The 12,218-nt window shown below is 46.3% G+C and carries 15 protein-coding genes; 3 read left to right on the top strand and 12 right to left on the bottom strand.

Annotated features, from left to right (window positions below; genetic code table 11):
• The first annotated feature begins 109 nt into the window (after positions 1-109).
• Both D0C36_RS05175 and D0C36_RS05170 read left to right on the top strand, forming a co-directional pair.
• Complete coding sequence (locus D0C36_RS05175) at positions 110-919, top strand: helix-turn-helix domain-containing protein (RefSeq protein WP_117390482.1); 810 nt, start codon at positions 110-112, stop codon at positions 917-919.
• Between the two features lie 60 nt (positions 920-979).
• Positions 980-1,936, top strand: a complete 957-nt coding sequence (locus D0C36_RS05170) for a nitrilase family protein (RefSeq protein WP_117390481.1) — start codon at positions 980-982, stop codon at positions 1,934-1,936.
• 12 nt (positions 1,937-1,948) lie between these two features.
• On the opposite strand, the gene D0C36_RS05165 is transcribed toward D0C36_RS05170, so the two are convergent.
• The 4 genes from D0C36_RS05165 to D0C36_RS05150 form a co-directional block, all read right to left on the bottom strand.
• Entirely contained in the window at positions 1,949-2,275 is a 327-nt protein-coding gene (locus D0C36_RS05165; protein ID WP_117390480.1) for a DMT family transporter, read from the bottom strand.
• A 70-nt stretch (positions 2,276-2,345) separates the two neighbouring features.
• A complete protein-coding gene (locus tag D0C36_RS05160; RefSeq protein WP_233524418.1) occupies positions 2,346-2,948 on the bottom strand; it encodes a Crp/Fnr family transcriptional regulator in 603 nt (200 codons plus the stop codon).
• A gap of 20 nt (positions 2,949-2,968) precedes the next feature.
• A complete protein-coding gene (locus tag D0C36_RS05155) occupies positions 2,969-3,844 on the bottom strand; it encodes a DMT family transporter (protein WP_117390479.1) in 876 nt (291 codons plus the stop codon).
• A gap of 8 nt (positions 3,845-3,852) precedes the next feature.
• Positions 3,853-4,389: a GNAT family N-acetyltransferase gene (locus tag D0C36_RS05150; RefSeq protein WP_117390478.1), complete on the bottom strand. Its 537-nt coding sequence runs from the start codon at positions 4,387-4,389 to the stop codon at positions 3,853-3,855.
• Between the two features lie 72 nt (positions 4,390-4,461).
• On the opposite strand from D0C36_RS05150, the gene D0C36_RS05145 reads away from it, so the two are divergent.
• The gene (locus D0C36_RS05145; RefSeq protein WP_117390477.1) at positions 4,462-5,322 is read left to right on the top strand and encodes a LysR family transcriptional regulator; all 861 of its coding nucleotides are present in this window, start codon (positions 4,462-4,464) and stop codon (positions 5,320-5,322) included.
• A gap of 16 nt (positions 5,323-5,338) precedes the next feature.
• On the opposite strand, the gene D0C36_RS05140 is transcribed toward D0C36_RS05145, so the two are convergent.
• The 8 genes from D0C36_RS05140 to D0C36_RS05105 all read right to left on the bottom strand — a co-directional run bounded on the left by D0C36_RS05140 (position 5,339) and on the right by D0C36_RS05105 (position 12,218).
• Complete coding sequence (locus D0C36_RS05140; protein WP_117390476.1) at positions 5,339-6,574, bottom strand: cation:proton antiporter; 1,236 nt, start codon at positions 6,572-6,574, stop codon at positions 5,339-5,341.
• A 47-nt stretch (positions 6,575-6,621) separates the two neighbouring features.
• Complete coding sequence (locus tag D0C36_RS05135; RefSeq protein ID WP_117390475.1) at positions 6,622-8,340, bottom strand: c-type cytochrome; 1,719 nt, start codon at positions 8,338-8,340, stop codon at positions 6,622-6,624.
• A complete protein-coding gene (locus D0C36_RS05130; RefSeq protein ID WP_147321935.1) occupies positions 8,337-8,528 on the bottom strand; it encodes a hypothetical protein in 192 nt (63 codons plus the stop codon). Before D0C36_RS05130 ends, D0C36_RS05135 begins: the two co-directional genes overlap by 4 nt.
• 83 nt (positions 8,529-8,611) lie before the next feature.
• On the bottom strand, positions 8,612-8,971 hold the full coding sequence (locus tag D0C36_RS05125) for a hypothetical protein (RefSeq protein WP_117390473.1): 360 nt from the start codon (positions 8,969-8,971) through the stop codon (positions 8,612-8,614).
• An 82-nt stretch (positions 8,972-9,053) separates the two neighbouring features.
• Positions 9,054-9,452: a DUF1634 domain-containing protein gene (locus D0C36_RS05120; RefSeq protein ID WP_117390472.1), complete on the bottom strand. Its 399-nt coding sequence runs from the start codon at positions 9,450-9,452 to the stop codon at positions 9,054-9,056.
• A 14-nt stretch (positions 9,453-9,466) separates the two neighbouring features.
• The gene (locus tag D0C36_RS05115; protein WP_117390471.1) at positions 9,467-10,300 is read right to left on the bottom strand and encodes a sulfite exporter TauE/SafE family protein; all 834 of its coding nucleotides are present in this window, start codon (positions 10,298-10,300) and stop codon (positions 9,467-9,469) included.
• A gap of 10 nt (positions 10,301-10,310) precedes the next feature.
• The gene (locus D0C36_RS05110; RefSeq protein ID WP_117391376.1) at positions 10,311-10,967 is read right to left on the bottom strand and encodes a FadR/GntR family transcriptional regulator; all 657 of its coding nucleotides are present in this window, start codon (positions 10,965-10,967) and stop codon (positions 10,311-10,313) included.
• A 138-nt stretch (positions 10,968-11,105) separates the two neighbouring features.
• Positions 11,106-12,218, bottom strand: coding sequence for an efflux RND transporter periplasmic adaptor subunit (locus D0C36_RS05105; protein WP_117390470.1), 1,113 nt, complete (start codon positions 12,216-12,218; stop codon positions 11,106-11,108).

The following is a 12,218-nucleotide window of genomic DNA, read 5'->3' as shown; positions in this document are numbered from 1 at the left end:
ATTGCACCCAAGGTTGCTCTATAATTAATGCCGGTATTGAAGGTTGTAACAAAACGGAACAAGAATACGTCTGCCCGGATAATGTTATATTTGATAAAAATCGGTTGATATGCAGGTTTTACCGGCACCACAGCTTGCGCTTTACATTAAACACTACTTATGGGTGCAGAAACCAGCTACCGTAGGCGGGCAACTGCGTATGTTTAGTGATGGCAACCCCGGCATAGCTTTTTGCTGCGAAGGTAGTTTATATGCCGATGCACTGCATAAAAACCCTTACCCGGCCATTTTTGCTTACGGGCAGATAGATACTCACCGTGTTATTTATGCATCTGAAAATGTAAAGCTGCTTATTGCAGTGATGCATCCTTACGGGCTATCGTCGCTGATGCGGGCACCAGCACAAGTGCTCAATAACGAGATATTAAATGACGAAGTTCTGTTTAGCCCTGCTTTTATCAACGATGCCAAAGCGTTGCTATATCCCATTGATATAACCACCAGGCTTACAAAAGCCGATAAACTGTTTGGCCGTTTATTAACAGATAGGCTGATGGCCACCGAAAGCTTGCTTGCAGCTACTATTGAGCATGTACGTAAGCTGAATGGCAATGTAAACTCGGCCGGGTTCAGCAACTTTACTGGTTTTAGCGAACGTTACCTCGAGAAGAAGTTTAAAGAGCACATAGGTATGTCGCCTAAAAAGTTTGCACGCATTACCCGTATGCTCAGCTTTATTAAAAGCTTGCAGGCTGCTGATGATGCAAGCACATTAACTGTACAGGCTTATCGTGCCGGATACTTTGACCAGGCGCATTTAAACCACGATTTTAAAGCTTTAACTGGTACAACACCCTCAGAGTTTGCCGCTCAGCGCCAGTCGCTGGCTTTAAACCTTTTCACATTGCGTAAAGATTAAGCTGTTCGGTTTTTTACAATTTGGCTAATGGTAACCGCCTTAAGTTTGTAATAAAAAACCATGAAAACTTTAAAAGTAGCAACAGCACAATTTGAGAACGCCAGCGGTGACAAAACCTATAATTTAAAAGCGATAGATGGTATATGCAGGCAGGCATCGGCAAAAGGGGCAGAGCTGGTAGCTTTTCATGAATGCTCTGTATCCGGCTATACCTTTGCCCGTAACCTGAGCCGGGAAGAGCTTTTAGACATTTCTGAATATATTCCTGATGGCCCAAGCGTTGCCGCACTCACTAAGATCGCCGCCGAGCACAACGTGGCCGTATGTGCAGGATTTTTTGAGCGCGATGAAGATGACAACATATTTAAAGCTTATGTATGTGTTGATGGCAACGGTCTGGTGGCAAAATATCGAAAGCTGCATCCTTTTATCAATCCTCACATTACGCCGGGCAACAGCTATTGTGTATTTGATTGGAAGGGCTGGAAGATAGGGATGCTTATCTGTTACGATAACAACATTATTGAAAATGTAAGAGCCACAAAACTTTTAGGTGCCGAGATCATATTGATGCCGCACGTTACCATGTGTACACCATCAACCCGACCGGGTGCAGGCTTTGTTGACCCCAAACTTTGGGAAAACCGAAAAAATGATCCAACCACGCTTCGCGAAGAGTTTGAGGGTTTAAAAGGCCGTAAGTGGCTCATGAAATGGCTGCCTGCCCGTGCTTATGATAATGCCGTGTTCTGTATTTTCTCTAATGCCGTAGGTATGGATGATGACCAGCTCAAGAACGGCCACTCAATGATCATTGATCCGTTTGGGGATGTATTGGCCGAGTGTACTGCACTCGATAACGATTTTACCATAGCCGAACTGCATCACGATAAGATAGCCCTCGCTGGTGGTACCCGCTATCTTAATGCCCGCCGCCCCGATCTGTATAGGAATATTATTGGGCAGGAGCACAACCCTCAGCAACAGGTATCATGGCTGGCAAAAGAAGCCGACTAATACGCCGGTTGGTTAATGGCTAACCACCTTTAGCCCCACAATTGAACCGATAAGTGTAGTGATAAAGAACAGGCGCCAAAAGGTTGCCGGTTCTTTAAATATGATGATGCCCACAATAACCGAACCTACCGCGCCAATGCCCGTCCAAACGGCGTAAGCTGTACCAATGGGCAGGGTTTGGGTAGCTTTCATCAATAAACCCATGCTCGCAATTAGCGATACCAGGAAACCTGCAAACCACAAATACATTTCGGTACCGCTGGTTTGCCTCACCTTACCCAGGCACGATGCAAACAGTATCTCAAACAAACCACCAATAATAACCAGTAACCAGTTCATATAATTTTTATTTGCCACAAAGGTGATGAACTGTGGGCGCTTAAAATTTTACAAATGTTAAAAAATGAAATCAGCGGCGGGCTGCCCTGATGCGGCTCAGGCTCACCTGGGATATGCCCAGATACGAGGCGATATGCCCTAACTGCACGCGCAAAAGCAGGTCGGGATTTTTGTTGATAAGATCGGTATAGCGTTCTTCGGCAGTTTTAAACTGCATGGCTATCAGGCGTTCTTCGGTGCGCACCAGCTCGCGTTCGGTAAATTTGCGGCCCCAGTTGGCCAGGTGGATATCCTGCTGATACAACTGCTTTAGTTTTTTTATGTCGATGCGATACAGGTTGCAGTCTTCCAGCAGCTCAATGTCTTCATAGCTCGTTTGGCCGGCGATATAACTGTTCATGGTAAGGGCCACATCGCCTTCGGCGCCAAACCAAAAGGTCACCTGCCCGTTCGGGGTATCGGCATAAGCCCTAACCATACCTTTGCTGATGAAATAGATATACCGCTCCACTTTATCGGCAGTTAACAGGATGTGGCCTTTGGGGTAGCGCACATCTTTTACCAAATCCCTGATGGCTTGTTTTGAAGCATCGGGCAGGGGATAAAATCGGTCTAAAATATCATCAAGGGTCATAAATGGCTCGTGCGCTTTATCGCCCAAAGTAAAGCGCATTTATCGGGATATCAAAAAACTTATTCCACCACCAGTGCGGGCTTTTTAAACTTTACTTCAGATATTACCGTTGCCGCAAAAATTAAACATCCGCCTAACAGAATACGCCACGAGATACTCTCGCCCAGCATAAATACGGCAGTGATGGCACCAAATACAGGTTCAAACAGGTAGATGATGGCCACTTTTTCGGCGCTGATGTAGCGTTGCGATATGTTAGATACCGTGTACATATACGCCGTTGAAAACAGCGCACAAAAAGCTATGCCCAGCCAAAAAGTTTGGTTTGCAGGCATCCAGTTACCGTCGCTTTGCGATAAGGCAAGTATAAAGGCCAGCACGGTGCTCATGGCAAACATGGGTACTATGGTACTGATCAAATTTCGTACAGCGGCTTGCCTCTCAACCATGATAAGGTAAATAGAGAAACCGAATGAACCGGTAATGGTATACAGGTCGCCGATGCTGATGTTAAAGTTTTCTTTTATGGAAATTACAAACAAGCCGCATAACGCAATAACGGCAGCCACCCATATTTTTAAGGGTGCAGCCTTGCGATAAAAAAGCAACTTAAGCACAGGGATGATCACCACACAACTGCCCGCCACAAATGAGCATTGCGATGCCGATGTATGCGTAATACCCAGCGTTTGCAGGTAAATGCCAAAACATAGAGGGATAGCTAACCCCGCACCCACCAACAACGACGAAAGGCTTGTTTTCTTTACCTCTTTCCAAAAAATGACAGATAGAACTATGGTTGCACCCAAAAAACGGTAAAACATAAAAAGCGACGACGAGTAATTACCGATAGCCAGTTTAGTAACTGAAAATGATATACCCCAAAATGCAGTGCCTACGATCAAAAGGATAAGAAATATGTGCTTTTTCTCCATGGCTTTACTTAATTAGATGTAGTTGCGTTCAATGGTTTTTTCATCAGGATATCGGTCTGTTCATCATCGCCCAGTTTAAAAACATGTTTGTCAAAAGCAGTGAAGCCATTTTTGTGGTAAAAGCGTTTGGCGCGCTCGTTATCTTCCCACACACCAAGCCATACGTAATTAGCCGCTAAATCTTGGGCAATTTGGATAGCCTTATCGTAAAGCAGTTGCCCCACTTTTTTACCAAGGTACGCGTGTTTTACATAGATGCGCTCAATCTCCAGGTGGTCATTGCCAAGGGGTTCTACCTGTGCCAGGCCGGTGTTAATCTTTAGGTAACCAATGATGGCATCATCAAGGATAGCGAACCAGAACTGAGAACCATCATTAAGCAGTTCGCTGGTTAGTTTTTCTACAGAAAGGCTGTTTTTTAGATAATGCGCCATGTTCTCTTTTGAGTTAAGGTGCTCAAAAGTTTCACAAAATGTATCTATGCTGATCTGCCTAAGCTCACTCGCCTCATCGATAGTTACCCTTGCTATCCTGATATTTTCCATGCCTCAAAATTACGATGCTAACAAATGCAATAAAATGCTATTTAATCATCCTGTAATGCGTAATTTGCATTAATGGATCTGCAGCAAATAAGATACTTTTTAGCGCTCTCGCGCGAGTTACACTACTGGAATACAGCTGGGAAGATGAATATAACCCAATCGGCATTAACACGGCAGATCCAGTCGTTGGAGGCTGAGTTGGGCCTGCAATTGTTTGAACGCAACAAACGAAACGTTAAACTTACGCCCGCCGGAAAATTCCTGAAAGAAAAATGGGAAGTAGAACTGGGCGAGATGGAATTTATACACCAGTTTGCCAAACAGATCCACCTGGGCGAACGTGGTACCATCCGCATAGCGCATCCCGATTCTATATCCGGCTCACTGATGCCCGATATACTGGCGCGTATCTCAAAAGAGTTTCCGCAGTTGAGCGTGGAGTTGGTGCAACTGCCCTATGAAAATCAGCAGGAGTATCTGACCAATTACAAGATAGATCTTGCCATTACCCGTGATGTGAACAAACACAGCGAGATAAAATCAAAAAAGATCCATACCGATCACCTGGCGCTGGTAGTGCCGGAAGGTCATCCATACAAAACGATCAAAGACCTTTCTACCGAAAACCTCGCGCAGCAAAAGTTTATATTGCCGGTAAAAGACGAGGGGAGCAGCTACAGTGATATCATTAAGCAAATTTTCAGGTCGTACGAGTTTTCGCCCAATGTTTTCCTGCTGTCGGAGTTTGGCTCAACCATTATGGCGCTGGTGAGGAAAGGCCTTGGCATAGCTATCCTGCCCGATTCTTACCTGTACCACGAAAGCCCCGGCATCCGTTTTATACAACTGCCTTTTAAAACAGATATATATGTTAACTGGCGCGCCGAAGACCATAACCCTATACTGTCAAACGTTTTGAAGCTGATCCTGTAAACGTCTTCGTGGTGTTTTAACCAAGCAGTTTGTTTACCACTTTATTGAGCGTTAAGCCTTGTACCATTACAGAGAAAACAACAATGATAAAGCTGCCGCCAAGTATAACCGCGCGGTAAGGCGACTCGGGCAACGACAAAGCCAGCGCCACAGAAATACCGCCACGCAAGCCACCCCAGGTAAGTATAGTGATACTGTTGTATTTCAATTTTAAGGTGCGCCTTAGTAAAACCACGGGTAGGATAATGCTGAGCGCCCGGGCCATCAACAATAAAATTATTGCTACCGAGCCAATAAGCAGGTAACTGTTGTTTATGGTGATGCCAACCAGTTGCAGGCCTATCATTACAAACAGGATGGTGTTTAAAAGATCGTCGAGCAGCTTCCATATACGGCCGAGGTAATCATTGGTAGGCGAGTTTTCTTCTACGCCGATGGGATGGCTGCCAACCAATAAACCTGCTGCAACAACAGCCAGCGGTACTGATACATGCAGCGCACTGCCTATTGCCGAGATAGCCATTACAAGCGTTAATGAAATAAGCACGATGGTCTGAAAATCAGTAATGGAACGCATAAGTTTATAGGCTATCCATCCGGTTATAATACCGAGCGCCAGGCCGCCAAATACCTCTTTACTGAAGAGTATAGCCGCTTCCTGCAGGTGGAAAGATTTATCGGGCGTTTCGGCCAGTTCTAAAAATGTGACGAAGAGTACCAGCCCTATGCCATCGTTAAAAAGGGATTCGCCGGAAATGATGGTTTCCAGCCTTGTGGGCATTTTTGAATTTTTGAGCAATGCCGCAACTGCCACAGCATCGGTAGGTGATACCAGGGCACCGAACAACAGGCAGTAAATAAACGGTATCTGCATGCCCAAAAGCGGGGCCAGTTCAAATAACAATCCCGCAAATATCAGTGTAGACAATATTACCCCAACAGTGCTGATGGTGATCACTGCGCCTAAACCATCTTTAAGCCGGTTAATATCAAAATGCAGGGCACTTGCAAACAGTAAAAAGCCCAGGAGTACATCGAGCAGGGTTTTTGAAAAATCTATTTCACCGGCCAGGTTATGCAGAAAGCCGCTGATAACCGGGAAGGATTTGCCCGCCACCAGTGTTAGTACAGCTGCAATTATGGCCAGCAGCATTACGCCGATTACGCCGGGCAGGCGTATCCAGCGGGCGTTTATGTAACTGAATAATGTACTTACCGCGCACAGGGCGGTAATAATAGCAAATATGTTCATTTATAAAATTTCTTCTGTTGTAAGATGCATTAACCCCAAAAATGTTGTTAAGGTTTTCTGAAAGATCTTACTTCCTCGGCCGTTACCATGCTGGCATTATTGCCAAACTGGCTGCGCACGTAAGTGAGCACCTGGGCAATCTGCTTATCACTCAACTGGCTGAATGATGGCATTACGCTGTTGTAGGCATGGCCTTTAACCGTAACCGGCCCCTGCAATCCCTTCAAAACTGCTTGTATAGCCAAACGTTTTTCGGCATACGGGCCGCCAACCACCCACTCAGAGCCTGCCAAAGGTGGGAACAAATTACCATCGCCTTTGCCATTGGGCTGGTGGCAGCTCATGCAATACTTTTTATAAAGCGCAGCTCCCGGCGAGAGCATGTTGCGGCTGCGGTCGTCACTAACAGGGTTGGGGTCGCGGTAAAACTGTTGCTTTTTGCGCAGCATAGCCTGCAGGTTGGTTTGGTTAAAGCCTGCTTTGTTGCCGGTGAAACTTACACGCCAGATGCGCCCTTTTTCGGTATCGCTGATGAGTAGTGAACCGTCAGGAACTTCGGCAAGCCCCATTGGGCGGTAAGCCGCTTCACTGGCGCTGAGGATGGTCTGTTTGCCTGTAAAACCATCAGCAAATAACTCCCAGTGGCCTGATGGTTTGCCGTTCTTAAATGGCACAAACGCAATGCAGTATCCTGCCTGAGGGTATGGCGAGCGATTGGTTGAACCATGGAAAGCCACAAAAGCCCCGTTCTTATACCTTGCCGGGAATTGGCTGCCGCGATAAAACAGCAGGTCGTTAGGTGCCCAATGCGCGGGAAAGGCCACCAGTGGTTGAATATACTTTGCACCCTGGCCTGCCTTTTTGCCATCACCACCATACTCGGGATTTAGCATGCGCTGCTTTTTGTACGGGTCGTAATAGTAATAAGGCCAGCCTGCGTCTGCTCCGGGTTTTATCTGCAGAAATTCTTCGGCGGGTAAAACCGCGCTTTGCCAGGCATTAAATTGTTTCGGGAAAAGCAGGTGCATGTCATCGCGCCCATGGGCAACTATATACAAGCATTGGTTGGCGTGGTTCCAGTCCATCGCAACAACGCTGCGCAGTCCGGTGGCATAGCGTACACCGTCTTTGGGTTGCTGATTTAATTTGTTGGCATCAAACTGCCATATACCGCCTGCGGTATCCAATAGGGGGCAGCCTTTCATCCCTTTAGAGCCGGGTACGCGGTTTTTTTCCTGGCAGGCGTTTGAGGCCGCACCAAAAGCCACGTAGATATGCCCGGCATCATCAAATGCCAATGGCTTGCTATCATGCTCGTGCTGGCCCGCAGGGTCGTGAATCACCAGTTCAGGTTCGCCTTGCGGGATATGGGATGAGGAGCCGAGTTTCATCCGGAAAACATTGGTCTCCGAGCTGAAATAAAGGTAGCCATTGTAAACGCGCATGCCGGTACCATAGGTACCTTTGTCTTCGTAGTCGGCAAATTTTTGGATGATATCCGCACGGCCATCCCCGTTGGTATCCCGCAAAGCGGCGTTGCCGCCTGCTTTGTCGGGAAAACGGAGTTTTACGTATATATCGCCATTGCTGTTCACCGCAAGGTGCCTGGCCGCGCCGGGTAAGCTATCAGCAACCGTAACGGCGCTGAAGCCTTTGGGCAGCAAAAGATCACCCGCTTTAGGAGCAGGTTTTTTATCGGCACTAAGTGCCAATAAGAACGGGATAGCGATGGTTAAAAGGATGATGCGCTTTGCAGCACATCTCATTCTTCGTCTATAGCAATATCAGCTAAGGCTACCAGGCGTTGTTCGCCAAGGTATTCTATCCAGATACTGTTCCATCCGCTACAATCGTAGCCCAGAAATTTTACTTCGGTTATCAGTTTGTTAAAGCCTTCAAACGGGCGACCTAAGTAGCGCAGCATCATGCCTATTTGTAATTCGTTTTTGCTCATTGTAGTTTTCTTTTTGGTAAATGAAAAATGCGTGCAGGCCATTTTTTTGGCTGCATTAGAAATTGATACAAGAAGTGCGCGAACTATGTATTTGAATGGAACGGAAAAAGCAGCGTTCGGTAAAAATGCTGCAACGGAACTTTAGAAAGTGGCCTGAACCATTGTGTAATTAACTGACCTGATAAGGTTTGGGAGTTATAGCTTGAAAGTTTTAGGAGCTGTATTGGCCAACGGAAAAGGAATTGGATTTGCTGGCCGCTGCGTTCTTCAACCAAACAGCCTTCGCCGGGCTGCATGGGCTTATTAAGATGGTCTTTACCGTCTTTATTTTGCTCTTGTTGGGTGATGTCATCATTGGATTTTACAGCACGATGCTGCGCCACCGATGGCGTTAGCTTTACAGCTAATATTAGTCCAAACAATACCTTTATCCACCACCTCATATCTACAAATATATAACTATTAGGCAAAATGCTGCCATTTAAATCCTAACAATTGTTAAACAAAAAAGGTTTTATTAACAATTTATACTTTCAAACCGCCAAAAATACTGGTCATGATTACGGCTAACACAAGTAGGGTAATGCATACATAAAGGCGGTCTTTCTCCAGCGCGAAACCAACCAATGAGAATACAATGCGTAGCACCGGCGTAGCTATCAGTAATAATACACCCAATTGGATAATTCCCGCCGCATTAAAGCTTAAAGCGCCTTCTATGATGCCGCCGTAGGTGGTAAAGCCTGCGCCCTCGCCCGTAAATTTATGATATGATGGCATGGGAGCACTTCCGTTAGATACGATGTAAAATGCCCCGCCAATAAAGGCTACTATGGTTGCAGTGAGCACCCCGTAGCGCAATAGCTGACCAACAATTTGCTCCACATCGGTATCTTGCCATTTATTTGAAACTGTCTTTTTCATGATTTTCTTAAATGTTAAAATTTGTGCTGAAAGCCGTTGTACATCATCTCAATGGCAACAAAAACTATGGCCGCGCAAAAGATCACCCTCAGTACCTGCGGGTTCATCTTCATTAATAATTTAGAGCCGGTAAACGCGCCACCCAATACGCCCAGCATAACAGGGAAAGCCAGCCCCGGATCCATATAGCCGCGTTGCAGGTACACCACTGCACTTGCTGCAGCCGTTACGCCTATCATAAAATTACTGGTGGTAGTACTTACTTTGAAAGGGATGCGCATAGCAGTATCCATTGCCAATACTTTTAATGCGCCCGAACCTATGCCCAACAAGCCCGATATAACACCGGCAACCGTCATGATTGAAAAGCCTGCGCCGACGTTTTTAAGTTGATAGGCTACCTCGCCCTGCTTGGTAGGGTAGGTACTGTTGAGTTTTAATTTCTCTGCCATCGGACTACCCTGCGTCAAAACTTCCTGATTTTTCTTGCGCAGCGTCATGGCTGCAGAGAAGATCAATACCGCGCCGAACATAATGGCAATGGTGTTGGTGGGCGTGTACACGGCAATTAGTGCACCGATAACCGCGCCGATAGTAGTGGCGATCTCCAAAAACATCCCCAGCCTGATGTTGGTGATGCCCTCTTTAACATAAGCGCTTGCCGAACCGCTTGAGGTAGCTATTGAGGCCAGCAAAGCCGCGCCGATGGCGTAACGAATATCTACCCCGAAAACTAATGTTAGCAAGGGGATAACTACCACGCCGCCGCCCAAACCGGTAAGCGAACCTAACAGGCCAGCCAAATAGGAGCCAACCAATAATATAATGCTGAAAGTTAATATGGTCATTGTAGTAGAATTAATAGTTGTTGTTTAAGATCTGCTGAAGCACTTCCTGCGCCTGTTTGCCTTTTTTGGATTTGATGGCGTTGAAAAGCTGCTCATGCAGGTGATGACTAAAGGCGAAGTGCGATACGCCCTGTTTCTCGCGCTCTTTAAAAAAATGGCGGATGGTGTCTGTAAAGCTCTGGTACAGGTCGGCCAGTACGGTATTGCCTGATGCTGAGGCGATGGTTTGGTGAAAGCCAATATCGGCATCCATGCATTGCTGGCGTTCGTTGTTTTCTATAGCTGTGCGGCGTTTGTTTAGCCATTGCTGCATAGCTACCAGTTGCTCTTCGTTCCTGTTTTGAACGGCTAAGGCAATGATCTCTTTCTCGAGCAGGTTTCGTACGGCATTTACCTCGTCGAACTTTGCATGGCGAATCTTATCATTAATAGATGCTGAAGGTCTATCGGCATTTACTGTAGTGCCCGCGCCTTGCTGAACGGTAAGGATACCGGCCATTGCCAAAGCTTTTACTGCTTCGCGGATGGATGAGCGGCCAACGCTGTACATTTTCATTAATTCCGGCTCTGTTGGTAGCTTTTCGCCGGTTTTGAACCTGCCGCCTGCAATATCATCCTGTATTTTGCGACTGATCTGATCGCTGAGTTTTAGTTTGACATCTGACATAATGATACAAAGGTACGATGTTTTATTAAACATATGATGAATTTATTTAAAACATCTGTTAAACTTACCTTCATCAAACAAAAAAAGCCACCCATTACAGGCGGCTTTTCTAACTAAACAAATAAACCTCTCGGAGTATTAATCTTTGGCTGGCGTGGTTTTTACCTCGCTGCCGTCTCTTATTTCTTCGCTGGCTACTTTTACTATTTGTGCTCCTGCGTTTAGCTCACCAAATACCTCGGTTTTATCATCAGCTGAGCGACCAGCGGTTACCGGTACCCATTTTGCTTTCCCATTCTCGATTGCAATTAAATAAACACCCAGGGTTGAGTTTAATACCGCTTTGGTTGGTACCACAAAAGCGCCACCATCGCCCGCTACGGGGATGTGTACTTCTGCTACCATGCCCGGTAAAAGTTTTTTGTCGGCGTTGGTTACATCCATCTCAATGCGTTGTGCACGTAGTTTTGAATCTAAAGCACCTGCCAAACGGTTTACTTTGGCATTAAAGGTTTTCCCCGGGAATGCTTTTACGGTAAAGCTGATCTCGCTTTTATCGTTCAAAGCACCCGTATAATTCTCCGGCACGCTAACGGCAAGGCGCAGTTTCTTTTGCTCCTGCAGGGTAAATACCGGCATCTCCGATCCTTTGCCTGATGGGCCTACATAAGCACCGGCACTTACGTTACGCGCGGTGATGATGCCATCAAAAGGTGCACGGATGGTAAGATAATCGCGGTTAGCGCCACTCTCTTTGTAGGCTGCACGGGCAGCTTCCAATTGTGCCAGGTCTGAGTTTTGTTTGGCCAAAGCCAGGTCTAACTCATTAGGCGATACTGTGCCTGGTGTTTTGCTGGTTTCTAACAAACGTTTGTAAGTTGCCTTGCTGGCCTGGTAAACCGCTTCCTGCGATTGCAACCTTGATTGTGCGCCTGATAGTTGTGAGTTTACCTCAGGTGCTTCCATAGTGGCCAATAACTGGCCGGCTTTAACCTGTGTACCTATATCGGCGTTGAGTTTTTTAATAAAGCTGTTCACTTTGGCGTAAAGATCAACCTGCTGGTAAGCCACCAGTTCGCCGGGTACGTTAAATGATGTGCTGATAGCACCTTTTTGCAGGCTGATCACCTCGGTGGCAGGTGCCTCTGCAACTTCAGCTTTTTTATCTTTTGACTCAGACGAGCCGCAGGCCTGCAATGCCAGTGCCACGGCAGAAACCTTTAATAAATTTATGATGGATGACTTGTTCAT

This window comes from Mucilaginibacter conchicola (assembly GCF_003432115.1).
In the GTDB taxonomy this organism is placed as follows: Bacteria; Bacteroidota; Bacteroidia; order Sphingobacteriales; family Sphingobacteriaceae; genus Mucilaginibacter; species Mucilaginibacter conchicola.
Note: the sequence above shows the minus strand (reverse complement) of the source record. Positions and strands in the feature narration are given on the sequence as shown.